This is a genomic window from Kribbella sp. NPDC049584, assembly GCF_040675555.1.
In the GTDB taxonomy this organism is placed as follows: domain Bacteria; phylum Actinomycetota; class Actinomycetes; order Propionibacteriales; family Kribbellaceae; genus Kribbella.
Map to the genome: position 1 here is coordinate 443415 of NZ_JBFAPF010000003.1, position 25254 is coordinate 468668.

Consider the following 25254-nt stretch of genomic DNA (forward strand, 5'->3'; position numbering starts at 1 on the left):
GCCCGATCCGCGTCGGAGTCGCGGTTCGAGGGTGCGACAGTGGCTTTGTCCGTAGAGCAATCGGGAGGCTCCGACATGTCAGGGCGAGCAGACGAGTACGACGTCGTGGTCGAGCGCGACCTCGTATACGCGACCGTCGATGATGCTGAGCTGCACCTCGACGTCTATCGTTCCGGCCGACCGGACGCGCCGGTCGTCGTCTACGCGCACGGCGGCGGATGGATCCACGGCGACAAAGCTGAGGACGGGGCCAAGCGCCTCGCACCGATCACGGCGTACGGCGTGACCGTTGTCTCGGTCAACTACCGGCTGGCACCGCATGCTGTTTTTCCCCAGCAGCTGCACGATCTCAAGGGAGCCGTGCGATGGCTGCGCGCCAACGCATCCCAACTCCGGCTCCCAACTCAACGGCTCGGCATCTGGGGCAGTTCGGCGGGAGCCTACCTGGGCTCCCTGCTGGCCTTGTCCGAAGGCGACAGCGCGCTGGAGGGTGCGGTCGGCGGCAACCTTGACCAGTCCAGTGCTGTGCAGGCAGTCGTGCACTGGTTCGGCGCGGCGGATCTCGCGTCCTCCGCGGCGCGGAGCGAGCTCGAGGCACGACTCATTCCGTTCCGGTTCGAGGCGGACCTGCTCGGCACCTCCGATCCGGCTGAGCTGACCGAGCGGGCCCGCGGATTCAGTCTGCTGTCGCGGGTATCGCCGCAGGCACCACCGTTCCTCATCGCCCACGGCGACCGCGACCGGATAGTTCTCTCCTCAGAGAGTCTCTCCCTCCACCATGCACTCACCCACGCCGGCGCACGAAGCCGGTTCGAGCTCCTGGCCAACGCGGGACACGAGGACACGAAGTTCGACAGCGCGCCCACGCTGGCCACTACAGCGGCTTGGCTCCGGACAATGCTGCTGTGACAATCACCCAACCGGCACAGCTCCGAACCAACCTCACTGCAGGCTAGGGCTGAGCAGGTCGGTGAGGCCGATTCGCTGGTAGAACTCTTCGCGAACCTGGTCGCCCAGTTGGTTGACCCGCTCCGCACCGTCGTTGGCCGGGTCGATGTGCACGCGGAACGGCCTCTCGCCCTTCGGTAGGTTCACGACCCGGGCGATCTGACGCGCAACCTCAGTCGGGTCTGCATCGCTCGGAGCCAGTTCGGCCAGACGTGCGGCGACCTGGTCCATCAGGCCGGCGTAGCGGACGTCGTACGCCGCGGCTACCTCGGCGTCAGCGGCGTGCCCAGCGTGGGCGAAGTGGTTCGTACCGGTCGTGAAGGAACCCGGCACGATGATCGTGGTGTCGATGCCGAACCGAGCCAGCTCGGCGGCGTAGCTCACCGCAAGGGCATCCTCTGCCGCCTTGGCAGCGAAGTACGGCGCCAGGTACGGCGGAGTGCCGCCGCGGCTGCTGGACGAACCGACCCAGACCAACAACCCGTCGCCCCGCTCGCGCAGATGCGGAAGGACCGCGCGGTTGACGCGTTGGGTGGACAGCACGTTGACGTCGTACACCTCCACGAGCTGTTCCGGGGTGAAGGCCTCGGCCGGGCCGAGCACCATGTGGCCGGCGTTGTGCACGATCACGTCGAGATGGCCGCTTTCCTCGACCATCCGCTTCACCGCGGCGTCGACCGACTCCTGATCGGTGACGTCCATCTCTACGGCAGAGATGTCGACCGGATGACTCTTGGCGTACTCCGCCAGCGCGCCGACGGCGGCAGCGTTGCGGCCGGCTGTGTTGCGCATGCCGGCGTACACACGGTGACCCGCGTCGCCGAGGGCACGCACTGCCATCGCACCGAACCCGCTCGACGCGCCGGTGACGATGATGTTCTTGGACATGGCTGATCTCCTGGTGGTGGTTGGGAAGGCGCGAGCCTCACACGACGCCGCCGTTGACGTAGACGACCTGCCCGTTGACCCAACGGGCCGGTCCGGCGAGGAACGACACGGCCTCGGCGATGTCGCCCGGTACGCCGAGCCGCTGCAGCGGAGCGAGGTTCGTCAACCTGTCGACGGTGGCCTGGTCCTTGCCTTCGAGGAACAGCGGCGTCGCCGTCGGCCCGGGCGCTACGGCATTCACCGTGACATCGCGACCACGGAGTTCCTTGGCCAGGATCAGGGTCATCGCATCCACCGCCCCCTTGGTGGCCGCGTAGCCGGTGTAGCCCTCGAAGGCGAGCTTCACGACCGAAGACGAGAAGTTGATGATCGCCCCGCCCTGACGGATGCGACGGGCGGCCTGCTGGTTGACGACGAACGTGCCGCGGATGTTGATCCGGTGCATCCGGTCCAGGTCCTCTAGATCGAACTCGGTCAGCCGCGACAGCAGCATGATGCCGGCGGTGTGCACCACCACGTCGACACCGCCGTACAACTGCTCCGCGGTGTCGAACAGCTCAGCGACCTGCGCCTCATCGGCGACGTCGGCTCCGTAGCTGCTTGCGGTCCCGCCGGCATCCGAGATCGACTTGACGATCTCGTCGGCCGTGACCGGGTTGCCCGCGTAGTGCACCAGCACGCTCATCCCGTCGGCGGCCAACCGGTGTGAGACCTCGCTGCCGATGCCGCCCGACCCGCCGGTGACGACCGCGACCCGGGGATGGTTGCTGGGAGCTGGATTGGCCATGTCGATTCCCTCCGATCAGGAAGCCGCGGTACTCCGCGGCGGTTCGCATGGCTTCACCATCACGCCAGATCAGGGCCCGTGGCCCCCGTGGACACCCGGGGTTCCACCCGGGGTCCGGCGGCGCAGCCTAGGACTGGTTACCGGAGTTACCGGAGGTCCCCGGACCAGCGGCTGAGCTCATGGCGGGACCTGATGCCGAGCTTGGCGAAGACGTTTCCGAGGTGGTACTCGACTGTGCGCGGACTCAGGAAGAGCCGGGTGCTGATCTCGGGATTGGAAAGCCCGTCGCGCGCCAACCGAGTGACCTGGACCTCCCGCTCCGTGAGCTGACTGCTGGTGGACACCGTCCGCTTACGCGCCTTCTCCCCTGTCGACGCCAGTTCATGGCGCGCCCGCTCGGCGAACGCCTCCGCGCCCATCGAGCTGAACATCTCGTGCGCCATGCGCAGCTGGTCTCGCGCGTCCACGCGGCGCCCCCGGCGGCGTAGCCACTCCCCGTACAGCAACGTGGCCCGTGCCAGCTCTCCACGCACCCGCGTACGTCGCAGCCGCGCGATCGCCTCCTGATACAGCTTCTCTGCGTCTTCGCCCTCGGTCAGCAGAGCGCGGCACCGCGCCTCCAACCCCAGCGCCCACTCGGTGCGACTGGCCCCCGTCATCGTGGCGATCCAGTCGAACGCCTCGGCGGCGGTCTCGTGCCTTCCGCTGCGCACGGCTGCCTCGATCAGCTCGGTCACGGCCCAGTTCGCCACTCCGGGATAGCGGAGATCGGGGTACTCCTGGTGACGGAGTGCCTCCTCGGCGGCGGTCGCGGCCTCGGGGTAGTTGCCGAGTCCGTTGCACAGCACCGCGTTCGTCCAGTGCGCGACAGCTATCCCGATGCCTTCGCCCCGGCGCGTCACTTCTCGGATCGTGGTCTCGATCAGGGCCGACGCCTCGTCCTGCCGTCCGGACAACGCGGCCAGGGCCATGGCGCTGTACGGCGCCAGGCTGCTGCCCGTCGCCTCGGTCACCGCATGTCCCTCGTCGACCAGTGACGTCGCCGCGGCCAGGTCGCCGGCGAAGAGCAGCATGTACGCGCGCGTGCTGAGCGCCAGCGGGAGCTCACTCAACGCGCCGCCAGCACGCGCGAGCTCGACGTACCGAGCGGAGAGCTTGTGCCACGCCTCGTCGTCCCACAGATGCAACGCGGCCTCGGTCCCCAGCCACAGCCACCGCAGTTCCTCGTCGGGAGACATATCGCTGCCGAAAACAGCCAGAGCCTGCCGCAGCACCGGCGCGGCGGCCGCATACCCGTCGTTGAAGTTCGCTGCCAGGCCGTCCAGCAGGAGGTCGGGCGCCCGCAAGCGATGCAGCGGTTGCGGCGCCGTACCTGCTGCGCGGGCCACATCCATCGTGCCGCCTCCTGGACTGGCCAGCGCGCCCACGAACATCGCAGCGGTAAGCCCGTCCAAGTACGTCGCCCGGCAAAGCTCGATGTCGATCGGTTCGAGGCGTTTGGCAGCCTTCAACAGCAGCGGAGGCGCGTCCTTGCCCCGACTCGTCACGAACGCGAACTGGGCCCGCATGAGGTCGACCCGTGCCTGCTCGAGCTCACTCAACGGACCGGATTCGGCCATAGCGAGCAGGTCGACTGCCGCTGGGAACGCACCCGCCTGGAGCTTGGCCTGTGCAGCGTCCAGCGCCCGGGCAGAACGGCGCGAAGGGTCGACCGTCAGCCGTGCGGCGCGCTCGAGGAACGCGGCGGCCGCCGCAAGACCACCCCGCGCGCCTGCGCGGCCGGCCGACCGCTCCAACTCGGCGGCCACGTCTTCGTCCGGGCCGCTCGCCGCGTGGGCCAGGTGCCACACCCGGCGATCGGCGTCGTCGGCCGGGTCCGTGACCTCGGCCAGCGCACGATGTGTCTCCCGCCGTTCCTCCGGGGTCGCCTCCCGGTAGATGGCCGAGCGCACCAGCGGATGGCGGAACGTGATCCGCTCCCCCGCCCGCAGCAGGCCTGCGAACTCGCGCCGGTCCAGCGTGTCGGCGGCGATACCGAGCCGCTGGGCTGCCCGGAGTACGAGTGAAGGTTGTCCCATCGGCTCGATGGCCGCGACGAGGAGCAACCGACGCAGATCGGGCGGCAGCGGCGTGAGTCGGCGCCGGAAGCTGTCTTCGATCCGGCCCGTCAGGCTCTGGGCGTCCAGCATGCCGAAACCACCAGCCAGTTGGGCGTAGCTCACCTCCTGTGGCAGCTCGATCAGAGCAAGCGGGTTCCCCCGCGTCTCGGCGACGATGCGGTCGCGGACCTGCTCGTCCAACGCTCCGGGAATCACCGCCGCGAGCAGCTCGCGCGCATCCTCCGGACGCAGCCCGTCCAGCACCAACTGCGGCAGCCCGGCGAACACCTGCTCATCGACGGGGTCACGCGACGCGAACACCAGCCCGACCGACTCAGCCACCAAGCGACGACCCACGAACGTCAGAGACTCTGCCGAAATCCTGTCCAGCCACTGCGCGTCATCGACCACGCAGATCAACGGATGCTCCGCGGCCGCGGCAGCCAGCAGACTCAACACGGCCAGACCCACCAGGAAGCGGTCCGGCGCGGGACCGGCGCGGAGACCGAACGCCGTGCCGAGCGCGTCCTGTTGCGGCACCGGGATCCGATCGAGGCGATCCAGCAGCGGCGCGCACAGCTGATGCAGTCCGGCGAACGCCAGCTCAGACTCGGCCTGTACTCCGGCCACCCGCACGACCCGGCACCCCGACGCCTGTGCCATCAGGTACTCCAGCAACGCCGACTTGCCGATCCCGACGTCTCCCCGGATCAGCACCGACCGGCTGGTGCCGTTTCGCACGGTGTCCAGCAGTTCATCGAGGTGACGGCACTCGGTGCGCCGACCAACCAGCATCTTGGCAACGTAGCCTCCTTCGATTCCGACGCCAAGAGCGCCCGGCCCGGCACCCCCGGTGTATCGGCCCCGTGCCTCCCGGATGCGATGCCCGCTGCCGGGCGCGCAGGCTGATCCCGAGGCGGAAGACTCCGCCGTACCGTTCGAGAGGAGGACGGGGAACCGGGCACCTCACGGTTCGGGCCCCTGACTATCGATGAGCGTTCCACGGGTAGTGATCGTGGGTGCCGGGTTCGCGGGGTACCACGCCGCCAGAGGTCTGCAGAAGCACGCTCCCGACGCGGAGATCGTGCTGATCAATCCGACCGACTACTTCCTCTATGTTCCGTTGCTGCCCGAGGTGGCGGCGGGGATCCTCGAACCGCGCCGTATCTGCGTGTCGCTGCCCGACCGGCTGCCGAAGGTGAAACTGCTGCTGGGAACCGCCACGCACATCGACATCGACGGTCACCGGGTCGAGTGGGCCGACCCAGAGGGGCGGCTCAACGTCACGGACTTCGATCGTCTCGTACTCGCCGCGGGCAGCGTGAACAAGCTGCTCCCCATCCCGGGGGTGGCCGAGTACGCCCACGGGTTCCGCAGCATCTCCGAGGCGTTGTTCCTGCGCGATCACATCACCCGCCAACTGGAGCTCGCCGCCGTCACCAGTGATCGCGACGAGCGTGACGCGAGGTGCACGTTCGTTGTGGTCGGCGCCGGCTACACCGGGACCGAGGTCGTCGCGCAGGGCCAGTTGCTGACGAATCGTCTGGTTCGTCAGCTTCCTGCCCTGCGCAACCAGCCGGTGCGCTGGCTGGTCGCCGACCTCGCCGACCGGCTCCTTCCGGGACTCGGCCCGCGCATGTCGAAGACCGCCGAGCGGGTGCTGCGAAAGCGTGGGGTCGAAGTACGTCTCGGGCAGTCCGTCGACAACGCGGGTCCCGAGTGCTTGCGGATGACGACGGGTGAGGAGATCACCACCCGATCGCTGATCTGGTGCGTCGGGGTACGCCCGGACCCACTGGTCGACGCGCTGTCACTGCCCACCGATCATGGCCGCCTGCAGGTTCACGAGACACTCGTGGTGCGCGGCCGCTCGCACGTGTTCGCCGTCGGCGACTGCGCGGCGGTGCCCGACGTCACGCGTCCGGGTTCGATCACGGGGATGACCGCGCAGCACGCCCAGCGGCAGGGCAAGCTGGTGGCCCGCAACGTCATGGCCTCGCTGAGAGGGGACGACCTGCAGCCCTACAAGCATCACGACCTCGGCTTCCTGGTCGATCTGGGTGGCTTCCGGGCAGCCGCGAACCCGCTGCAGGTCCCGCTCTCCGGCCTGGCCGCCAAGACCGTCACCCGCAGCTACCACCTCTACTCCCTGCCGGGTAACCGCACTCGCACCTCAACGGATTGGGCTATCAACACGATCATGCCGCCGCGGGCAGTACAGCTCGGCCTGGTCGACGCGAGCCGGGTGCGACTCGAGTGCACGAACCCGTCCGTCGCGAGCCAGTCGCTATCGGACGCCACTGGGTAGACGGTCGAGCTCGTGGCGGGAGGTGATGCCGAGTTTGGCGAAGACGTTGCCCAGGTGGTACTCGACGGTGCGAGGGCTCAGGAACAGCCGGGCACCGATCTCGGGATTGGACAGCCCGTCCCGAGCCAGGCGGGCGACCTGTGCTTCACGAGGGGTCAGCTGGCCCGCGGCAGGGACGGCGCGCCGACGCAACTTCTCGCCGATGGCGGTGAGCTCATGACGGGCGCGCTCGGCGAAAGCCCCGGCTCCCATCTCGGTGAACCTCTCGTACGCCGCCCGCAGCTGTTCACGGGCCTCCTGGCGGCGGCCCTGGCGGCGCAGCCATTCGCCGTACAAGAGACCGGCCCGGGCCAGCTCGGCACGCACCCGGGTATGGCCGAGCCGTTCGATCGCCTCGCGGTAGAGCGGCTCCGCGCTGTCGTCATCACTGATCAACGCGCGGCACCGAGCCTCCAGTCCGAGTGCCCACTCCGTGCCACTCGCGCTCGTCATCGGCGAGAGACGTGCGAACGCCTCGGCAGCTACGTCATCGTGGCCGGCGCGGACGGCTGCCTCGATCAACTCTGTCAGTCCCCAGTTGGACGCGGCCAGTTCCTGTGGAGACTCGCCGGCCAGCCGGGCTTCGGCCATCGCGCCCTCGAACTGCTGCAAGCCGTTGAGGAGTACGGCGTGGGCTGCCTGCGCCACTGTCTGGCCGATTCCTTCTCCGCGGGCAGCCGCCTCGACAGCCCGGGTCCCGATCAGCTCGCACGCTTCCTCTTCGCGGCCCTGCCAGGCCGCGAGCCAGAGTGCGCCGTACGGCACCGAGGGCGCTCCGATCGTCTCGGTCACGACATTCGCTTCGTCGGTCAGCGCCACCGCTGTCGCGGAGTGACCCGCGAACAGCTCGAGAACGATGCGCGAGTTGAGCGCGAGGACGAGCTCACCAAGCGCTCCCGCCTCCCGGGCCAGCCGGACGTGGCGGCCGCCGAGAACGTCCCAACTCTCGTCGTCCCACAGGTCCGCCGCGATCGCATCGGCGAGCCAGGACCATCGCAGGCTGTCCGCGAGCGTGAGGTCGGTACTGCGGAATGCCCGCAGCGCTCGCTTCGACAGCGGGACCGCCGCGGCGTAACCGTCGGTGAAGCGGGTGGCGAGCGCATCGAAGAGCAGGTCAGCATGGTCCGGCTCATGTGAGCGCGGGAACCGCCGCGCGGCCTGCGCCACCTCGGCCACACCGACACCCGTGCGAACGGCGAGTCGCCCGGCGAACATCGCGGCGGAGAGCGCGTCCAGATAGGTGTCCCGAGCCAGCTTGGTATCCAGCGATTCCAGTCGGTGTGCGGCGTTCAGGAGGAGTCTAGGAGCCTCATGGCCGCGGCTCGACGCGAAGACGGCTTCCGCTCGCAGCAGGTCGATGTGTGCGCGCTGAAGATCGTCGGGGTCACCTTTCTCGGCGATCGAGAGCATCCTGTACGTCGAGTCCGGAGCGCCGACCTGGAGTTCGAAGCGCGCGGCGGCGAGGGCGCGTCGTACCTGCTGCGTGCGGTCCGGGGTCAGTTGTGTCGCTCGTTCGAGAAAGGCAGCGGCTGCTGCCAGACCCCCGCGGGCCTGTGCCCGTTCGGCGGAGCATTCGAGTTCGGCGGCCAGACCTTCGTCGGGTTCCTGCGTTGCCTGCGCAAGGTGCCAGATCCGGCGGTCCGCGTCGCGCACCGGATCAGTGGCTTCGGCCAACGCACGGTGTGCCTCCCTGCGCTGTTCCGCTGCCGCCGCTCGCCAGACAGCCGACCGCGCGAGTGGATGGCAGAAGATCACGCGCGTGCCCCACTGGAGCAGCCCGCCGAATCCGCTCAGGTCGTGCTGATCCACCTCGATACCGAGGGCAGCTGCCGCGCGATAGAGCAGCGCCGGGTCCCCGGTGGGGTCGACGGCCGCCAGCAGCAACAACCGGCGGGTATCGGGCGGCAGTACGTCGAGCCGGCGCTGGAAGCTCGACTCGATCCGATCCGACAGGTCGTGCGATTCAGGCAAGCGAAAGCCACCCGCCAGCTCGGCGTAACTGAGGCCCCGGGGGAGCTCGAGCAGTGCGAGTGGATTCCCGCGTGTCTCGGCGACGATACGCTCCCGCACCGCGTCATCCAGTGGTCCGGGAATCGCTGCCGCCAGGAGGTCCTTCGCATCCTCCGGCGGCAGCCCGCCCAGGACCAGTTGCGGCAGCCCCGCGAACGACTGGACGTCTGCAGAATCGCGCAGAGCGAACACCAGCGCGATCGACTCCGCCAGCAACCTGCGACCCACGAACGCAAGAGTCTCGCTCGACGTGCGATCGAGCCATTGTGCGTCGTCGACGACGCAGACGAGCGGGCGCTCGGCCGCCGCGGCGGCCAGCAGGCTCAAGAGGGCCAAGCCGACGAGGAAGCGATCCGGCACCGGCCCGGATCCCAGGCCGAAGGCAGTGCGGAGCGCATCACGCTGCGGCACGGGGATCCGGTCCAGCCGATCCAGCAGCGGCGAACACAGTTGATGCAAGCCTGCGTAAGCCAGCTCCATCTCCGCCTGTACGCCGGCCACCCGCACCACCGAGCAGCCGGAAGCCTCGGCCTCCAGATAGGTGAGCAACGCCGACTTGCCGATCCCCGCCTCTCCGGAGATCACCAAGGCCCGGCTGTCACCGTGACGGACGGCATCGACCAGCCGCTCCAGCCGCCGGCACTCGGACTCACGCCCCCGCAAGATGGGCACGGCCTCAGTCTTACCGGCAAGCACGCGACCGGCAATCAGGTCCCGGGAGGAAACCACGAACACCTCCCGGGACACAGGACGCCTGACCACTCAGCGAAATCACCCAGCACGTCTTTGTCGCCAGCGCGTCAGGCAGCCGCGGAGCGCCGGTGAGTCAGGACTCGCGCGGCGATTGCCGGGCGCAACAACGCGGTCGGCGGATCGAGCAGGTTCGTCACCCGGCTGAAGGCCACCGACACCACCTCGTCGTGCTCGGCGGCGGCGTACAGCCGGTCGAGGTAGCGGTTCACCAGTCGCGTCCGGGCGTCGCTCGGTCCGTCGACCCCGGGCAGGGCAGTGTCACCGCCTACCGCGATCTGCCACGGGATGTCGATGACAGGGCGCACAGCCCGGAAGAAGCGCAGCGCGTCGAACCCGGCTGCACCATCGCGTTGCAGTGCATCACCGAGGCGCAGCGCCCGCACAGCCGCCACCGACATACCCTGCCCGTACATCGGGTTGAACGAGCACATCGCGTCCCCGACGACGACCAAACCCTTGGGAAAACGCTGCAACAGGTCGTAGCGATGCCGCACGCTGGCCGGGTACCGGAACTTCACCGGCTCGTCGAGCGGCTTCGACCGCTCGATGACGTCGGCCACGTACGGCAGCGGCAGCCCGCGGGCGTAGGCCCGGTACCCCGGATCGTCGAGCGGAGCGTGATCCCCGAGGATGCCGAACAACGTGACGACCGCTCGGCCGGCCTCTTGCAGCATGACCGCTCCCCCACGCGGAGCGAGCGCGGACGGCCCGATGATGATGGCGATATCGCCCTCGAGCGTCCCCGGGTCGACCTCGTAGTGCCGCGACACGTACGCGAGGTCGAGCTCGACCTTCTCCTCCGGCGGGCGCCCGTAGCCCAGCTCGGTCAGCCATCGCGGCATTCGCGACCCGCGGCCGGTCGCGTCGACGACCAGGTCCGCCGGAACGGCTTCGACTCCGGCCGCGTCGCGACGGTGCACGAAGGCCCCGATCACTCGCCGGGCCTCGGGATCGGCGTCGATCCCGACGATGTCCGTGCCCGCGCGCAGCTCGATACCCGGCATCGCGAGGACCTTCGCCCGTACGTAGTTCTCGAAGAACGGCCGACTGAACGAGAGTGCGGTCATCCCGACCGGCACCTGTCGCAGCCGGTGCCCGTTGGTGCAGAACCGGACGTTGCCGAGCACGTCACCACTCGGCACACCGGCTGCGATCAGCTCGTCGGTCGCTCCCGGGAACAGCTGTTCGACGACATTGAGCCCGGCGGTCAGCATTCCGTGTGGATGCCGGCCCTGCGGTACGCCGCGCCGTACCTCGCGCTCTCGCGGATCGGCCACCGGATCGCCGGCCCACTCCCCGCTCAGCTCGTCACGGTCCACGATGGTCACTCGCTCGAAGTGCTCGGCCAGCACCCGCGCGGCGAGCAGACCGGCCATACTTCCCCCGAGCACTACGGCTTGATGCTGATGATTCTCCATACCTGCAAGGCGCTCCGTTCGATCGATTCCGGCCCGACCCTTATTCGTGGCCGACGGCAACATGTTTCGTGGAGTTCTGGTGCTCCCGGAACTGTCGGACCGCAGGGATCAGCAGCAGAACGAGCGCAGCCACCCAGGCGACCACGCTGAGCGGAGCCTGCGGCGAGGGCTCCCAGCCGCGCTCGGTGAATCCGAACAGGCCCACTGTGCGCGACAGCGTGAACCCGCCGAGGCCGCTCAGACACAGCCCGGCAGCGAGGATCCGCAGTACGCCGGCATTGCGGATGAGGAGGAGTACGGCCACTGCCATCGAGGCGGCCGCATCCCAGTGGAACGACGGCCCGATGGTCGGGATGAAGTGGTAGCTGCGGACGTACAGTTGCGCGTGGATGTAGCCGCTGGTCGCGAGGCAGATGGACAGCGGGAGTGCCTCGAGCGTACGGCGGGGAACCTTCATGCCAGTTTCACGTCCTTGATCGCAAGCCGGTCGGTGCCTTCGAGGTACTGGACCTCGCGGATGCCCAGCGCGTCCTTCAGCTTTCCGGCCGGCAAGGTGACCGGTGTCGGTGCTGGAGCCTCGCCAGGGTGGGGCAGCGGGTAGGCGGTCGTGGTCGCGCTGTGAAAGGTGACGTTGCCTTCGGTCTTGGTGAACAACTGGTGGATGTGGCCGTTGAGGCACGTCACCGACGAGAACCTTTTGAGATAGCTGAGTGCCTGCGTGGCGTCGTTGGTTCCCCAGCCCCACTTGGGATAGAGCGCGAACAGCGGAATGTGGCTGAAGACAACGATCGGGGTGTCCGACGACAGCTTCGCGACGTCCTTCTGGACGAACGCGAGCTGCTCGGTGCCGAGGTGACCGAGCGACTCCAGCCCGAGCGTGTTCACCAGCGAGATGAAGTGCACCCCGTGCATGTCGAAGCTGTACCAGCCGTCGCCGGCGGTGCCCTTGCCGAAGGCGGCCCGGTACTTCTGGCCGTGATCGTCGACCGAGTCGTGCTCCCCCGGGACCGTGAACACATGCCCGGTGTTCAGGCCGCTCATCATCTGCTTGACCTGGTCGAACTGCGCGGGTGTCGACAGATGGGTCAGGTCTCCGGTGTGTACGACGAAGTCCGCCCGGTACGGCAGCGCGTTGATCTGGTCGATCGCCTCGGTGAAGGATTCCTCGACGGCGGTGTTCGCGGTGCCCTTGAAGCCAAGGTGGCTATCGCTGATCTGGATGAATCGCAACGCGTTCGGATCATTGGCGATCGCAGCGGGCGCCTCGCCGGGGCCGGTGACCTGGCTGATCACCTCGCCACCTGCCACCGTCAGCACCACGGCCGCACCGAACCACGCGGTGTGACGCATCAACTGACGACGCGTCATACCTTCTGGGCTCTGATCGTTCTCGACGCTCATGCGGTGACCACCACCGTGCCGGTCATGAAGGGGTGAATGGTGCACAGGTAGTTGAACGTGCCGGCCTTGGTGAACGTGTACTGGAACTTGTCACCGTTCTGCAGCGTCTTCGACTTCAACGGGCCGCTACCGTTCTGGCTGGTCACCGTATGCGGGTCCTGGTCGTCGTTCGTCCACGTCACCGTCGTACCGACCTTGACGGTGATGTTCTGCGGACCGAAGGCGAACTCCTTGATGTCCACAGAATTGGCGGCGACTGCCGGACCGGCCTTCGGTGCGGGCGACATGGACATACCAGGCATCTCCGAGTCCGTCGGAGACGGCTGGGACGAGGCGGCGGCCGGCGCCGCTCCGGACTGGTTATCGGCGCTTCCACACGCAGCGAGGGCTATCAGACCACCGGTCGCCGCGAGCGCAGTGACCGCGGGCCGGATTAAACGAATGCTTCTCATGCCCATCAATAGCCGGCCGGGTTACACCTGATGCGACCTTGCTTCCGTGCCGCCCCCCTCATGAGGGGGTCACCTCGCGTACGGACGTCCGGCTGCTCCTCGGCAAGACCGACTGAGACGCCGACCGGCGTACGCGCCGAGGGCCGGGCGGTTGTCGTGGCGGTGACTTCGTCCGGCCCTCAGTCTGTGATGGGCGGTGGTTGGTTACGCCTGGCGGGGTGGGACGAAGACCTGGACCACACCTTCGGATTCGCGGACCATCAGCTTGGGCAGGGGTGGAAGGGCAATCGGGAGCCGGTGCTGCACGACCGCGCCGTCGACTCCGAAGGTCGCACTGTGACAAGGGCACTTCAACTGGCGCGCCGGGCCATCAAGAGCGAGCTTGCACCCCAGGTGAGTGCACACGCCGGACACGGCGTTCAGCTCGTCGCCGGAGCGGTGCACGAAGCCGACGATGCTCCCCGCGTCGAACGGCCGCACGGCGCCATCCGGCAGATCCTTGACTGCCACGATCCCGCGCCATTCCCCGTTGTCGGGCGTGACCGTCGCGTCGCCAGGCTCCGCCGTCACCGCTCCCCCGCCGCTCAGCGCCATCTCGGCGCCGACGCCGACCGCGGCCGATGCCGCGGAAGCCGCAGCGATCGACAACACGAACCGGCGACGGCTGCCGCGCACCTCGCGCACCGGCGACACCTCCCGCACCGGCGGCGCATCGTCCAGCTCGGTCCGCAAGCGCTCGCGCAGGGAGCTGACGAACTCGTCGCTCGGCTCGGTGTCAGGACCGGCAGCGCGCAACGCGATCGCGGTCCGAATCTGTGACTCGTCCGCCGGGTCGACAGCGAAAGGCTTCGTCCGACGCCGGCTCAGTAGATCTTCGACGAATCGGCGTACTCCGCGCATGGTCACACCTCCATTCTCTCTGCCACAGCCGCGGCCTGCCGAAGCGCCCGGTGCTGCAGGACCTTCGCGTTGCCCACGGTGACTCCCAGCTCCTTCGCGGCTGCCTTCAACGAGCACGACCCGATGAACCGCAACTGCAGAATGCGCCGGTACCGCTCGGGCAGCTCCGCGAGGATCGCCTCCGCCCGGGCAACCGCGCCACCAGCGCCACCGTCGCCGGTGTCGGTCACCGGCTCGGTCAAGGCCCAATCCTCCTCGAGCCGGGTGATCTCCCGGCCCAGTGTTCGCCGCCAGTACGCCGCCAGCACCGTTCGCACCGTGGCCGAGAGGTAAGCCCGGACCTCGCCGACGCTCGCCGACAGCTGCAACGGCCGCAACGCCGTCACGAACACCTCGGCGGTAAGATCCTCCGCGTCGGGACGGTTGCCCACCTTGGCGAACATCATCCGGTAGACCCGGCCCACATTGTCGTTGTAGACGGCCTCCCAGTCGGAATAGCTGTCCTCGGTCACCACGTGAAGACGAACCGCTGCGGCCGCGGGTACCGAGACCGACACCGGGTCCGACTCAGGGTCCAACTCAGGGTCCGCTCCCTCGTCGAGCTTCCGCCGTCCCCACACCTTCTGTCCCGCCACCCGTCACCGTCCAGTTCGCACGTCAGGTCCGCCACAACACCACACCTGTAATACGTGCCCGGGTTACACGAGTCCCCGGCTGTAACCCGTCCGGCTATCCCTTGATGTCCATCGAATCTTCTCCGTGGAGTCATCGTGACCTCTCCAGTCTCACGTCGCGGCCTGCTGATCGCCGGTGGCACGACTGTTGTGTCCGTCGCGGCCGTAGCCGTCGGCGCAACAAGCACCAGCTTCGCTGCTGCTCAGACGGCTGCCCGCGTTCCTTCCCTCGAAGTGACCAGACAAGCCCGGACGGGTGCTGCCGTTGTGATCGCCTGGAACCAGGCCCTGCTCGAGATCGTCCGCACCGCGGGTCTGCAGCCGCCCACGATCCACCCGACCCGCAGCTTCGCACTTCTGCATGCGGCGATCCACAACGCTGTGGTCGCCACCACCGGGAAGGGTACGCCCTACCGCTTCGCGGTGCACGCGCCGTCCGGAGCCTCGCCGGTCGCCGCCGCAGCCCAAGCAGGACACGACATTCTCGCCGCACTGTATCCGGCCGCGACCGTCGATCTGGGCCACCGGCTCGCCGACGAACTGCGCGCTCTCGGCCACACGCCTGGTCGCGATGCGGGCATCACCGCGGGCCGGCTCACCGCTCGTCTCCTGCTCGACCTGCGCGCAGACGACGGGTCGGCGGCCGTCCCGCCGCCGCTGGCTCCCGGCACCGAACCCAGCCAGTACCGGCCGACGCCGCCGGCCAACTCCCCCGCTGTGTTCACGCACTGGTCAGCCGTCAGGCCGTTCTTGATCAAACGGGCCGACCGATTCCGCCCGGAAGCGTATCCGGACCTCGCCAGCCGGCGGTACGCCGCGGCGATCAACGAGGTCCAACGGCTCGGCCAGGACACGAGCGGCGGCCGCAGCGAGGACCAGACCGAACAGGCCAACTTCTGGGCAGCGCCGATCTGGAACTACTGGAACGAGATCACCCAGACGGCTATCGGTGCCGAGGGCAACGACCTCGTGCGTGCGGCGCGGGTGTTCGCGCAGCTCAACCTGGCGCTGGCCGACGCGGTCATCGCGTTCTACGACGCCAAGTACCACTTCCGGATCTGGCGGCCCATCACGGCGATCCGGCTCGCTGATCAGGACGGCAACCCGGCCACCACGGCCAATCCGAGCTGGAACCCGCTGGCCACCACACCGGCCGACCCGTCGTACCCAGGCGCGCACAGTGTGGTCTCGCAGACCGCCGCGACCCTGCTGAGTCAGGAGTTCGATCCGCGGTTGCGGCTCGCGGTCACGTCCGACGTGCTTCCGGGCGTCACCCGGAGATTCCGCTCCCTGCAGGCCATCGCCGACGAGGCCGGACTCAGCCGCCTGTACGCCGGCGTCCACACCAGGCTCGACCACTACGCCGGGCAGGAACTCGGCCACAGGCTGGCGAGGTCCGTCATCACCCAGCCGGAACTGCGACCGTAACAGTGGCGGCCTATTTCGCGGGATCGGCTGCCGGCTTGGAAAGGTTCAGGTGAGTTGTGATCTGTTAGCGATCGCCGCGGTAGGCCGCACGGGTGAACTCGAACCTGCGGCCGTTCTGGTCGCGGGTGGTGCGCTCCACGACCAGAATGGGAGCTTCCAAGCCGACTCCGAGCAGGGCCGACTCGGTGGCGTCTGCCGCTGCTGCCGCGTGGGTCTGTTCGGCGTCGGTCGGGATCACGCCGTACCGCTCCTCGAGCAACGCGTAGAACGAGTGCTGCTCGATCGCCTGTACGTCGAACTCGGCGACGATCTCCTGCAGGACGTGAATGGTCTCCAGACAGATCGGGTCGTCGTTGACGAAGCGCTGCCGGGCGATCCGCAGTACGGCGGTGTTCGGTGGGACGCGCAGCCGGCTGCCGACCAAGGTGCCGGCCTGGATCGTGGCGTGGCTGAGAACCCTGCTGGTCCAGGTCCCCGGTGCTGTCGGGTACGTCGCTCCGTGGGTGCCGCTGATCTGTTGCGCGACCTTGGGGCTTCCGACGAACATGCCGCGGCCGTGCTCGCGAACCAGCCGGCCGTCGCGCACCAGATCGTCGACCACCGCTCGGAGCGTAGGCCGGGAGATCTCGAGCTCGGCAGACAGCTGGCGCTCGGACGGGATGGGCTGGCCGACCGCTCGTGACTCGACCAGCCCCAGCAGGTGCTCGCGCGCCCGATCTCGCTTTCGCAGGCTGCCTGCCACGAGGACCCTCCTTGGTTCTGCCGGAAGGTCTCGTATGTTACGCCGCAGCGCTCGGGCCAGAGGCTCAGTGCTCCGGTGGCTGGTAGTTCTCGCAGCTCCCGGCGTTGCTCAAGGAGTCCTCGTAGGTCGTGGAGTGCTTGCGGTACTTCTGCACGCGCGCGTCTGCCTGTGTGGGCGAGACGGTGTCGTTCTTGGCGTAGTACGCCCAGTCGACCTGCTCGCGGTACTCACTTGTCGACGTTCCCTGGTGCCCGTCCAGATCGATGAACCACAGGTTCCAGTTCATGCTCATGTCCTGACGCGGCAGCACGGTGTTGCCGTCCTGGTCGACAGTGTGGTCGGCAGTGAGCTTGCCGTCGATGTAGTACCTCACGTGGCCGTTGCCGACCTGCGTCACGTAGGTGTGCCAGCCGTCGAGCGACCGGTCCTGGCGGGCCTCCGCGGTCCGCCCGTCCCACGGGTCCTCACGGAAGGTGTGCCAGCTCGTCTGGAAGTTGACGGGGCCGACCTCGCCCCAGCCTCCGTTCGGCAGGTACTCGGTGAAGTCGAGCTCGCTGTAGATCGGGTCGTAGTCGAACTTCGTCGGACCGATCGCGAACGCGGTCTCGTTGATGTGGTCGCCGTCCGTTCCGGTGGCAGGCTGGTCGGTGTACCGGACGCGGGTCGCGTAGGTCCCGTTCCGCAGATTCATGGTCGTCCGGCGGAGCTCGGCGTTCGTCGTACCGGCGACCGTGCCGTTGGTCGTCGCCCGGAGCTGCGCAACCTTCTGGCCGTCGGTGGTGACGAACGAGATGTTGCTTGCCGGCCAGGCAGTGCCCGGCACACCGGGACCACCCATTTCACTGCGCGCATTCCAGCCGTGGTCGGCGAGCGCAGGATCGGTCGCCGCGGTGTACTGGAAGTCGTCGAACAATACGCCGCAGGTGCCTGTCTTGCCGTCGGCCTGGTCGGTCGAGCCGGCCGCAGCCGAGGTGCCGCTCACCACCGCGGCGATCGACGCGGCGGCGGCGAGGAAGATGGTCGTTCGCTGACGTGACATGGCTCTTGGGTCTCCTTCACGGCAAGGACGGGCGGAAGCCGATCAGGGTCGAGCATGAATGCCGTGGGAGTGAACTGCAAGAGTTTCACCATAGGCAGTATCGGCGGAGAATCGTCGCCTGGTCACTGGTAAATACCAACAATTCATTTGCGCACGTTGTGCCGGGTAGTTGGGTATTTACCACTTTCAGTCCCCCATGGTCTGGATGAACTTCTTGATGTCGGGTAGTTGGCCGGGATCGATGGTGTGGCCGCCGGAGAACGGCAGGAGCGCGACGTCGGCGTCTCGCCGGCGCAGTTGCTCGGCCAGCCTGCTCGTCTGGTCGGGCGTGGCCATCGGATCACTGTCACCGTTGACGATCAGCACCCGCTTGCCGGCCAGAGCGTGGTCCCGGGGCTCGTCCTCCGCGAAGGGGACCATCGCAGCCAGCAGCACCGCGCCGGCGAGCGACTCAGGGTGGCGCAGGAGCAGCGCGGACGCCATGTTCGCCCCGTTGGAGAAGCCGACCGCTACCCAGGAACCAGCGGGTACGTCGTATGTCGTCTCCGCCGCGGTGAGGAAGTCGGCCAACTCGTCCGCACGCAACCGGATGTCATCCTCGTCGAACACACCCTCGCGGAGCCGCCGGAAGAATCGAGCCATCCCCTGCTCCGACACGGTCCCACGCGGCGACAGCACGGGAGCGTCAGGCGCGAGGTGCTGGCGCAGTACCAGGAGGTCGTGCTCGTTGCCGCCGGTGCCGTGCAGCAACAGGAGCGGCGGCGCGGACGAGCCCGGCTGCCAGACGTGCGGCCGCCGGAGCGGGTCCTCGCTCATCAGCCGTCTTCGCTGGGCTTCGGAGCCGGTGGCACGCGCAGCGACGGCAGCGTGTTCTCGATCTGCTCGCGGTTCGGTTCGAGCCAGGGCGGAAGCTTCAGGTGCTGGCCGAGCTCGAGCAGCGGTTCGTCCACGGTGAAGCCCGGTTGGTCGGTCGCGATCTCCAGGAGGACCCCGCCCGGTTCGCGGAAGTAGATCGAGGTGAAGTACTGCCGGTCGAGGATCTCGGTGACCTGTACTCCGGCCTCGATCAGCTCGAGACGCCACTTCGCCTGCGTCTCGCCGTCGGGCGCCCGGAACGCGATGTGATGCACCGTTCCGGCAGCCTGGACTCCGCGATTCTCATTGCTGGGGCGGACGTCCACCGCCGTACCCTCAGCTCCGCCCGACATGACGAATCGGGTTCCGTCCTTGGTGTCCTGGCCGTGCTGCATCCCCAGCAGGCCGTCGAGCATCTCGGCCGTCGGGTCGAGCAGCTGCTCGGTCATGGTCACCGAGAAAAGGCCGCGGATCGCCTGGTCGAACGGTATGGCCGCGACACCGTCCCAACCGGACCGGCTGTCGCCCTCGGAGGCGACCAACTCGATCACCAGGCCGTCGGGGTCGCGCAGTCTCAAGATCTCCTCGTCAGCGCCGGCGACCGGCGCGTCCGCGTCGACACCAAGGGCCTGCAGCCGCTGCTGCCACCAGCCGAGAGACTCCGGCGGAACGCTGAAGGCAGTGGCTGTGGTGAGGCCGGTGCCTTGTTTCCCGTTCGGCGCTCCGGGCCAGGGGAAGAACGTCAGCAAGGTCGACGGCCGGCCCGAGGCATCGCCGTAGTACAGGTGATAGGTGTCCGGGGCATCGAAGTTGACGGTTCGTTTCACCAGCCGCAGCCCCAGCACCGTCGTGTAGAAGTCGACGTTGCGCTGCGGATCCTCCGCGATCGCCGTCACGTGATGCAGTCCGTGCGGTGCAACCGAATCAGCCATTACGTCCCTCTCCCGCCGGGTTCGTGGCTACACGAGCTCCCGCAGCCGCTGCTTGGCGCCCCGTTCGACGAACAACGGCACGAAGTCTCGGATCGGCACATCCGCGAACTCCGGCCGGGTGTCACTCACCACCTGGGCCACTTTGTCCACTCCGACGCTCGGAAACGCCTTGGCGAGCCGATCGACCACCTCACCGATCGCACGGTCCTCATCCGCACTGTTCATACCTCCACCATGAACTCCGACCATCCCGCACACAACCTGCCCGCGGTGATGGCCGCACCAATCACTCGCCACGGATGAGGTGCGCGCCCCTCGAACTGTCCAGGACCGAGCCGGCCGAGGTCCCGAACTCAGGCTGGTGCGGGGTTGGCCGGGGCAGCGGGCCAGCGGTGTTCACGGCGGTTCAGGAAGCCTGCCACGATGAAGACGACGCCCCAGCACAACGCGATCAGACCGAGCCAGACCGCGATACCGACCGCGGCGCGGCCGGGGTTGGCGACGAAGAACACGCCCAGGAGGATCGACAGTGCGGCCCCCAGGAGGAGTAGCCAGCGGGGTGTGAGCCGGTAGCTGCTGAACGCCGTGAAGGTCTCGAACACCCCGCGGACGATGAGCCAGATGCCGAAGATCCAGGTCAGTGTTTGCGCCGTCACGCCCGGACTGAAGATCGCGAAGAACGCCACGATCAGTGCGGTCACGCCAAGGAGCGCACGTCCCCACCGGCCTTCCTGCCCGCTGGACCGAAACGCCTGCACCAGCAGGCTGACGCCTTCCAGCAACGCCCAGAATCCCCACAGCAGCATCAGGGCGAGCCCGGTCTCGATCGGCCAGGCGATCGCCACGATCCCGAACACGACGGCGACCGCTCCGCGGACCACCGTCATTTTCCAGCTCGACGTGAACAGCTCCCGATCCATGTCCAGACCTCCCCGGCCGGCGCACACGACAGATTGTGCGATCAGGCTCATCCTGGTCCGGATCGAGGCGCGGAAGATCATCCCCGAGAGGTGAGGACGCTCCGTCCGCGAGACGCCAGGGTTGATCAGGCGCGTTTCGCGCACCCGAGAAAGGACGCTGCAATGAGTTTCTGGGACATTGTGTGGTTCATCATCATCAGCTTCGCGTTCGTCGCCTACCTGATGATGCTGTTCTCGATCATCACGGACCTGTTCCGCGACAGCGCGACCTCAGGATGGGTCAAAGCGATCTGGCTTGTCGCCCTTCTCTTCTTCCCCTTCCTCACCGCGCTGATCTATGTCATCGTCCGCGGCAGGGGTATGGCCGAGCGGCAGGCTACCGGCCGCGCCGCCCTCCAGCGCCAGCAGGAGGACTACATCAAGCAGGTCGCGGGATCGGCTAGTCCGACCGACCAGATCGCCCAGGCCAGCTCGCTGCTCGACAACGGCAAGATCTCGCAAGCTGAGTTCGACGCCTTGAAGGCGAAGGCCCTGGCCGCTTGACCTGTCGTCCGTCCTACGCGTAATGCCGGCCAGACTTCGCTACAAGCCACTCTCTGCGTCCAGGCGGCCGCATTTGATGGCGTCCAGGAACACCTGGTAGTCGCGCTCGTTCTGGTCGGCATAGGCTTCGGCGTACTCCGCCATCGCCTCGGGGAAGGCGTCGTCGCTGTTGAGGTACGTCGCCAGCGCGATCCGGTCACCGGATCGGGCGTGGGCCCTGGCCAGGGTCCAGCTGCACAACTGGCCGTACATGGTCATACTGCGCGGGTCCATCTTCTCCACCGCGGCCGAAACCTTCATGTCCCGCAACTGCCGGACGTAGAAGTCGCGGGTCCGTCCGTCGATGCCTGGGACCCGCTGCCAGCCGAGGAAGATGTCATTGGCTGCCTCCATCAGACGTTGCCCCACCACCACGCGCTCCCCCTCGTTGCGCGGAGCGGACCGCTGCCTGAGCACGGTGGGCACCATCGTCTTGAGCACCGAGGGCTCGGCCTCCTTGACCTGGAGGAGCAGTGGATCACCGTCGTCCCTGCCGCGCAGCAGCACGATCCAGCACCGCGTGCCGACGCTGCCCACCCCGACCAGCTTGCGGGCCATGTCGACGAACTCGAACTGGTCGAACAGGTCCCGCCGCTCGGGTGGCAACGACCGGCGGTAGAGGGTCAGCAGCTCCTTGACCCCGTTCTCGAGCTCTTCCCGATCGGTGTCGGGCAGGCACTCGGCGATCGGAACCATCAACGGCGGGTAGGCCTTGAGCCGGACGCCGTCATCAGTCATCTCGGTGAGCTTCGCGGAGGCCTTGAGGCTCCCGCTGCCGCGTGCCCTCAGCAAGGTCTCGTCGACGTTGATGCGCCGGCTCGAGGTCATCTTGCTGCGCAGTGCCGCCTCCACCTCATCGATGTCGGCACGGGCGTACCAGACGTCCAGAGCCCGCATGGTTCCGAACTCGGCACTGGCATCGCGATAGCGCCGGATGCTCTCCAGCACGCACTTGCGGCGCTCCTTCCGGGAGAACCCGTTCCCGCGGCCGGCCACCGCCAGGCTCGCGGCGAGACGTTTGACGTCCCACTCCCAGGGACCGGCGACGGTCTCGTCGAAGTCGTTGATGTCGAAGAGCAGTCGCCGTTCGGGCGACACGGACACTCCGAAGTTCGACAGGTGCGCGTCACCGCACAACTGCGCGCCGAGACCCGATACCGGTGCCGCGCCGAGGTCAGTGGCCATCCCGAGGGCGTTGCCCTGGAAGAAGGCGAGCGGCGACACCATCATCCTGCCGTGCCGCACCGGCACCAGTTCGGCGATGCGGGGCCGGGCCTGCCGCTCGAGCAGCGTGACCGGATCCGGACGATTGGAGGGTAGGACCAGCTCCGCCTGCTCGCGTGGCGGCAGCGCTGCCCGCGCTGCGAGTCCCAGGCGGGCCCGGTCGGCCGGCGCGAGACGACGGGAAGCGTACGCCGGTCCACCGTCGGCACGAGCCGATCGCGGTGCCGGTGACGCCTTCCCTGCCTCCACCATCGTGATCCGTGCGCTCATGCCGCTCTTCCCTCCGGACAGGTTCACGCCAGGTCAGCAGACTCTGATCCCCCAGGGGCCCCAGCCAACACCGGGGGCGCTCAGCCGGCATCACCCCCGCCGGATGAACCGGCCGAGGCGGGTTCGGGCTTCACTGACGGTGTGAGAAATCGCGACGCCGGCTACGCCCAGCTCCCCCCGCGGACCCGCCGCCGCGTCGCGGCCGTATCGCTGCTGCGTTCGCTGCTGGTGTCGGTGGCCATCGGTGCCGGCTATTTCCTCCTTCCCCTGCGGCTGGACGGCGCCGTGGCTGTCGTAACCCTGGTCGGCGGGCTCATCTTCGTGGCGGTCCTGCTGGCCTGGCAGATCCGCGAGATCGCCCGCTCGCCCTATCCCCGTCTCAGGGCGGTCGGGGCGCTGGCGACGTCGGTGCCGCTGTTCCTCACGGTCTTCGCCACGACCTACTTCCTGATGGGACGTGCTCAGCCCGCGAACTTCTCCGAGCCGTTGAGCCGGCTCGATGCGGCGTACTTCACCGTGACGGTCTTCGCGACCGTCGGCTTCGGCGACATCGTGGCGGTGTCACAATCCGCCCGCGCGGTTGCCACCGTGCAGATGATCGGTGATCTCATCATCGTCGGTCTTGTCGCTCGCACCCTCTTCGGTGCCGTCCAGCACAGCCTCAGTCATCGGGAGTGACTCGCGTCGCCCGCACCATGCGGAACGAGTTCACCAGCCCGGCCAGACCGGCGAGAATCGGAATCCCCAGCGCTACCTGAAGGGCGATCGGCCGTGCGTCGGTGTTGATGCGGATGATCTCGTCCCGGATCGCCTGCGGTTGCTTGGCGAGCTGCTTCTCGAGCTCGGTGTTGCTCATCACCTCCGCGTCACTCTCCAGCGCCTGGGCGACCTGCTCCTGCTGCGCCGGCGGGAGGACCGTGCTCGAATCCGCCAGATTCGTGAAGGTGAACGACAGGGCGGCCAGCATGATGGCACCGGCGAATGCCAGCCCGAACGACAGCCCGAACGATCCCGCCGCCGAGTTGACTCCCGCCGCCTCGCTGACCCGTTCCTCCGAGATCGGCCCCAGCGTGTAGTTGTTCAGCTGCGACACCAGCAGCCCCAGCCCCAGACCGGCGATGATCAGGGGCCCGATCAGGATCCAGCCGGAGTCCGCCCGCGGCACGATCGGGATCAGCAGCAGCAGGCCCACGGTCAACGACGTGAATCCCCACCGGATGATGCTGCCCGGGCGTCGCCCGCCCGCCTTCTTCTCGGCCAGGATCGCCGTCCCGAACATGCTCAGCGAGAGCGGTGCCAGCGACAGGCCCGCCTGCATCGCGTTGTACTCGAGGACCATCTGCAGATAGATCGGCAGGACGATCATGGTGCCGCCCAGAGCGATCTGCTGGAGCATCTGACCGGAGATGCCGAGGCGATAGACAGCGGAACTGAACAGGCCCGGGTCGAGGAGCGTCGGCTTGCCCTGCCGCTTGCGTCGCACCAGCCAGCGGATGAACGCCACGAGGGCGATGGCGCCCGTGGCCATGATCAGACCGACATACTCCCCACCTTCCTGCCACACGAGGACGCTCAGCACGATGCCGCCCATGCCCAGCACCGACAAGATGGCGCCGACCACGTCCACTCTCCGGGAACCGGTGTACGGCACGTCGTGAACGAGATGCTGACCGGTGACCACGATCGCGATCACCAGAACCTCGAGCAGGAACGCTATCCGCCACGACAGGTAGGTGGTGATGAAGCCTCCGAGCAGCGGCCCGACGGCAGCAGCCAGCGCAGCGGCCGCTCCGACCATGGCATAGGCCTTCACCTGGGCCGCGCCTTCGAAGTTGCCGTGGATGAGGGACTGCATGGCGGGCAGCAGCAGCGACGCCCCGAGTCCGCCGACCAGGGCCCAGAACACGATGATCGCGGTCAGGCTCTGGGCCAGGGCCATCGCCAGAGCGCCGATCGCGTAGCCGAGCAGACCCAGCAGGTAGGCGCGCTTGCGGCCGATCAGATCACCGACCTTGCTCCCGATCAGGATGAAGGCCGCGGACACCAGCGCCTCGAGCGCGATGGCGGACTGGACGCCGCTCACCGTCGTGTCGAGGTCCCTGACCACCGAGGAGATGGACACGTTCATCAGCGAGGTGTCCACGACCAGCACGAACATCGCCATCGCCAAGAGGACGGCGAGCCTTGGGCTGGCTGCCGTCCCCGGCGGAACGCTCCGTGTCTCCTCGGTCATGACAAGGCCTCAGCCCGCGAGGATCTTGGCCTTCTGCGCCTGGAACTCCGCCTCGGTGAGAACACCCGCCTGCTTCAGCTCACCCAACGACTTGAGCTGCTCCAAGCGGTCGGCCGTGCTGTCGGATGCCGGAGCCGGAGCGGGTGCCGGCGCAGCGTAGGTAGGGGCCGGTGCCGGCGCGGCGTACGTGGGTGCCGGGGCGGCGGGCGCCGGTGCGGCGGGCGCCGGTGCGGCCGCGGCGTCCTGCCTGGCGAACTTGGCGTCCTGGCGCCGCCGCACCCGTCCTGCGACAGCAGAGGCGGTGCCGGCGACAGCCGCGGTCCTCGCTAATCCTCGCAACAGTGGCATGTCA

General features: G+C 68.0%; 24 protein-coding genes. 5 read left to right on the forward strand and 19 right to left on the reverse strand.

Annotated elements, in window-relative coordinates:
• The first annotated feature begins 75 nt into the window (after positions 1-75).
• Positions 76-909 (forward strand): alpha/beta hydrolase, encoded by an 834-nt coding sequence (locus AB0J62_RS13890; RefSeq protein ID WP_363869046.1) that lies wholly within the window; start codon positions 76-78, stop codon positions 907-909.
• Between the two features lie 33 nt (positions 910-942).
• Here AB0J62_RS13890 and AB0J62_RS13895 read toward each other — a convergent pair whose 3' ends face one another.
• The 3 genes from AB0J62_RS13895 to AB0J62_RS13905 form a co-directional block, all read right to left on the reverse strand.
• Positions 943-1836 carry an SDR family oxidoreductase gene (locus AB0J62_RS13895; RefSeq protein ID WP_363869049.1) on the reverse strand — a complete coding sequence of 298 codons (894 nt, stop codon included), beginning with the start codon at positions 1834-1836 and terminating at the stop codon, positions 943-945.
• A 37-nt stretch (positions 1837-1873) separates the two neighbouring features.
• Complete coding sequence (locus AB0J62_RS13900; RefSeq protein ID WP_363869052.1) at positions 1874-2623, reverse strand: SDR family oxidoreductase; 750 nt, start codon at positions 2621-2623, stop codon at positions 1874-1876.
• Positions 2624-2769: 146 nt separating this feature from the next.
• Positions 2770-5517 (reverse strand): AAA family ATPase, encoded by a 2748-nt coding sequence (locus AB0J62_RS13905; protein ID WP_363869055.1) that lies wholly within the window; start codon positions 5515-5517, stop codon positions 2770-2772.
• Between the two features lie 196 nt (positions 5518-5713).
• Between AB0J62_RS13905 and AB0J62_RS13910 the strand changes: the two genes are divergently transcribed.
• Positions 5714-7030 (forward strand): NAD(P)/FAD-dependent oxidoreductase, encoded by a 1317-nt coding sequence (locus tag AB0J62_RS13910; protein ID WP_363869058.1) that lies wholly within the window; start codon positions 5714-5716, stop codon positions 7028-7030.
• Here AB0J62_RS13910 and AB0J62_RS13915 read toward each other — a convergent pair.
• From AB0J62_RS13915 to AB0J62_RS13945, 7 genes are all read right to left on the reverse strand, one after another.
• Positions 7010-9751: an AAA family ATPase gene (locus tag AB0J62_RS13915; RefSeq protein ID WP_363869061.1), complete on the reverse strand. Its 2742-nt coding sequence runs from the start codon at positions 9749-9751 to the stop codon at positions 7010-7012. The two genes, AB0J62_RS13910 and AB0J62_RS13915, sit on opposite strands and share 21 nt — an antisense overlap.
• Positions 9752-9879: 128 nt before the next feature.
• Positions 9880-11250 (reverse strand): hypothetical protein, encoded by a 1371-nt coding sequence (locus tag AB0J62_RS13920; RefSeq protein ID WP_363869064.1) that lies wholly within the window; start codon positions 11248-11250, stop codon positions 9880-9882.
• A 40-nt stretch (positions 11251-11290) separates the two neighbouring features.
• Positions 11291-11707 (reverse strand): hypothetical protein, encoded by a 417-nt coding sequence (locus AB0J62_RS13925; RefSeq protein ID WP_363869068.1) that lies wholly within the window; start codon positions 11705-11707, stop codon positions 11291-11293.
• The gene (locus tag AB0J62_RS13930) at positions 11704-12651 is read right to left on the reverse strand and encodes a metallophosphoesterase (RefSeq protein ID WP_363869071.1); all 948 of its coding nucleotides are present in this window, start codon (positions 12649-12651) and stop codon (positions 11704-11706) included. The genes AB0J62_RS13925 and AB0J62_RS13930 overlap by 4 nt, the downstream gene beginning before the upstream one ends.
• On the reverse strand, positions 12648-12944 hold the full coding sequence (locus AB0J62_RS13935) for a cupredoxin family copper-binding protein (protein WP_363869074.1): 297 nt from the start codon (positions 12942-12944) through the stop codon (positions 12648-12650). The genes AB0J62_RS13930 and AB0J62_RS13935 overlap by 4 nt, the downstream gene beginning before the upstream one ends.
• A 363-nt stretch (positions 12945-13307) precedes the next feature.
• Positions 13308-14003 (reverse strand): Rieske (2Fe-2S) protein, encoded by a 696-nt coding sequence (locus AB0J62_RS13940; RefSeq protein WP_363870451.1) that lies wholly within the window; start codon positions 14001-14003, stop codon positions 13308-13310.
• A gap of 2 nt (positions 14004-14005) precedes the next feature.
• The gene (locus AB0J62_RS13945; protein WP_363869077.1) at positions 14006-14638 is read right to left on the reverse strand and encodes an RNA polymerase sigma factor; all 633 of its coding nucleotides are present in this window, start codon (positions 14636-14638) and stop codon (positions 14006-14008) included.
• A 135-nt stretch (positions 14639-14773) separates the two neighbouring features.
• On the opposite strand from AB0J62_RS13945, the gene AB0J62_RS13950 reads away from it, so the two are divergent.
• Complete coding sequence (locus tag AB0J62_RS13950; protein WP_363869080.1) at positions 14774-16105, forward strand: vanadium-dependent haloperoxidase; 1332 nt, start codon at positions 14774-14776, stop codon at positions 16103-16105.
• A gap of 64 nt (positions 16106-16169) precedes the next feature.
• Here AB0J62_RS13950 and AB0J62_RS13955 read toward each other — a convergent pair whose 3' ends face one another.
• The 6 genes from AB0J62_RS13955 to AB0J62_RS13980 all read right to left on the reverse strand — a co-directional run bounded on the left by AB0J62_RS13955 (position 16170) and on the right by AB0J62_RS13980 (position 20593).
• On the reverse strand, positions 16170-16847 hold the full coding sequence (locus AB0J62_RS13955; protein ID WP_363869083.1) for a GntR family transcriptional regulator: 678 nt from the start codon (positions 16845-16847) through the stop codon (positions 16170-16172).
• Positions 16848-16911: 64 nt separating this feature from the next.
• The gene (locus tag AB0J62_RS13960; protein ID WP_363869086.1) at positions 16912-17886 is read right to left on the reverse strand and encodes a glycoside hydrolase family 16 protein; all 975 of its coding nucleotides are present in this window, start codon (positions 17884-17886) and stop codon (positions 16912-16914) included.
• Positions 17887-18072: 186 nt separating this feature from the next.
• Complete coding sequence (locus AB0J62_RS13965; protein WP_363869089.1) at positions 18073-18702, reverse strand: alpha/beta hydrolase; 630 nt, start codon at positions 18700-18702, stop codon at positions 18073-18075.
• Positions 18702-19673, reverse strand: coding sequence for a ring-cleaving dioxygenase (locus AB0J62_RS13970; RefSeq protein WP_363869092.1), 972 nt, complete (start codon positions 19671-19673; stop codon positions 18702-18704). Before AB0J62_RS13970 ends, AB0J62_RS13965 begins: the two co-directional genes overlap by 1 nt.
• 27 nt (positions 19674-19700) lie before the next feature.
• Positions 19701-19898 (reverse strand): three-helix bundle dimerization domain-containing protein, encoded by a 198-nt coding sequence (locus AB0J62_RS13975; protein ID WP_363869095.1) that lies wholly within the window; start codon positions 19896-19898, stop codon positions 19701-19703.
• A gap of 128 nt (positions 19899-20026) precedes the next feature.
• A complete protein-coding gene (locus AB0J62_RS13980; protein WP_363869098.1) occupies positions 20027-20593 on the reverse strand; it encodes an HdeD family acid-resistance protein in 567 nt (188 codons plus the stop codon).
• A 162-nt stretch (positions 20594-20755) separates the two neighbouring features.
• Here AB0J62_RS13980 and AB0J62_RS13985 point away from each other — a divergent pair, with 162 nt between their 5' ends.
• Positions 20756-21136 (forward strand): PLDc N-terminal domain-containing protein, encoded by a 381-nt coding sequence (locus AB0J62_RS13985; protein WP_363869101.1) that lies wholly within the window; start codon positions 20756-20758, stop codon positions 21134-21136.
• Between the two features lie 39 nt (positions 21137-21175).
• Here AB0J62_RS13985 and AB0J62_RS13990 read toward each other — a convergent pair whose 3' ends face one another.
• Positions 21176-22669, reverse strand: a complete 1494-nt coding sequence (locus AB0J62_RS13990) for a DUF2252 domain-containing protein (protein ID WP_363869104.1) — start codon at positions 22667-22669, stop codon at positions 21176-21178.
• Between the two features lie 141 nt (positions 22670-22810).
• Here AB0J62_RS13990 and AB0J62_RS13995 point away from each other — a divergent pair, with 141 nt between their 5' ends.
• Positions 22811-23347, forward strand: a complete 537-nt coding sequence (locus AB0J62_RS13995; RefSeq protein WP_363869107.1) for an ion channel — start codon at positions 22811-22813, stop codon at positions 23345-23347.
• On the opposite strand, the gene AB0J62_RS14000 is transcribed toward AB0J62_RS13995, so the two are convergent.
• Both AB0J62_RS14000 and AB0J62_RS14005 read right to left on the reverse strand, forming a co-directional pair.
• A complete protein-coding gene (locus AB0J62_RS14000; protein ID WP_363869110.1) occupies positions 23331-24902 on the reverse strand; it encodes an MFS transporter in 1572 nt (523 codons plus the stop codon). The two genes, AB0J62_RS13995 and AB0J62_RS14000, sit on opposite strands and share 17 nt — an antisense overlap.
• A gap of 9 nt (positions 24903-24911) precedes the next feature.
• A complete protein-coding gene (locus AB0J62_RS14005) occupies positions 24912-25250 on the reverse strand; it encodes an SHOCT domain-containing protein (protein WP_363869113.1) in 339 nt (112 codons plus the stop codon).
• Between the last annotated feature and the right edge of the window lie 4 nt (positions 25251-25254).

What these genes read in the sequence shown, in the direction of transcription:
- AB0J62_RS13910 (WP_363869058.1), top strand. Translation starts at nt 5,714, where the DNA reads ATGAGCGTTCCACGGGTAGTGATCGTGGGTGCCGGGTTCGCGGGGTAC.
- AB0J62_RS14005 (WP_363869113.1), bottom strand. Translation starts at nt 25,250, where the DNA reads ATGCCACTGTTGCGAGGATTAGCGAGGACCGCGGCTGTCGCCGGCACC.
- AB0J62_RS13890 (WP_363869046.1), top strand. Translation starts at nt 76, where the DNA reads ATGTCAGGGCGAGCAGACGAGTACGACGTCGTGGTCGAGCGCGACCTC.
- AB0J62_RS13925 (WP_363869068.1), bottom strand. Translation starts at nt 11,707, where the DNA reads ATGAAGGTTCCCCGCCGTACGCTCGAGGCACTCCCGCTGTCCATCTGC.
- AB0J62_RS13930 (WP_363869071.1), bottom strand. Translation starts at nt 12,651, where the DNA reads ATGAGCGTCGAGAACGATCAGAGCCCAGAAGGTATGACGCGTCGTCAG.
- AB0J62_RS13990 (WP_363869104.1), bottom strand. Translation starts at nt 22,669, where the DNA reads ATGAGCGCACGGATCACGATGGTGGAGGCAGGGAAGGCGTCACCGGCA.
- AB0J62_RS13960 (WP_363869086.1), bottom strand. Translation starts at nt 17,886, where the DNA reads ATGTCACGTCAGCGAACGACCATCTTCCTCGCCGCCGCCGCGTCGATC.
- AB0J62_RS13965 (WP_363869089.1), bottom strand. Translation starts at nt 18,702, where the DNA reads ATGAGCGAGGACCCGCTCCGGCGGCCGCACGTCTGGCAGCCGGGCTCG.
- AB0J62_RS13980 (WP_363869098.1), bottom strand. Translation starts at nt 20,593, where the DNA reads ATGGATCGGGAGCTGTTCACGTCGAGCTGGAAAATGACGGTGGTCCGC.
- AB0J62_RS13900 (WP_363869052.1), bottom strand. Translation starts at nt 2,623, where the DNA reads ATGGCCAATCCAGCTCCCAGCAACCATCCCCGGGTCGCGGTCGTCACC.
- AB0J62_RS13940 (WP_363870451.1), bottom strand. Translation starts at nt 14,003, where the DNA reads ATGCGCGGAGTACGCCGATTCGTCGAAGATCTACTGAGCCGGCGTCGG.
- AB0J62_RS13895 (WP_363869049.1), bottom strand. Translation starts at nt 1,836, where the DNA reads ATGTCCAAGAACATCATCGTCACCGGCGCGTCGAGCGGGTTCGGTGCG.
- AB0J62_RS13970 (WP_363869092.1), bottom strand. Translation starts at nt 19,673, where the DNA reads ATGGCTGATTCGGTTGCACCGCACGGACTGCATCACGTGACGGCGATC.
- AB0J62_RS13920 (WP_363869064.1), bottom strand. Translation starts at nt 11,250, where the DNA reads ATGGAGAATCATCAGCATCAAGCCGTAGTGCTCGGGGGAAGTATGGCC.
- AB0J62_RS13935 (WP_363869074.1), bottom strand. Translation starts at nt 12,944, where the DNA reads ATGTCCATGTCGCCCGCACCGAAGGCCGGTCCGGCAGTCGCCGCCAAT.
- AB0J62_RS13975 (WP_363869095.1), bottom strand. Translation starts at nt 19,898, where the DNA reads ATGAACAGTGCGGATGAGGACCGTGCGATCGGTGAGGTGGTCGATCGG.
- AB0J62_RS14000 (WP_363869110.1), bottom strand. Translation starts at nt 24,902, where the DNA reads ATGACCGAGGAGACACGGAGCGTTCCGCCGGGGACGGCAGCCAGCCCA.
- AB0J62_RS13905 (WP_363869055.1), bottom strand. Translation starts at nt 5,517, where the DNA reads ATGCTGGTTGGTCGGCGCACCGAGTGCCGTCACCTCGATGAACTGCTG.
- AB0J62_RS13985 (WP_363869101.1), top strand. Translation starts at nt 20,756, where the DNA reads ATGAGTTTCTGGGACATTGTGTGGTTCATCATCATCAGCTTCGCGTTC.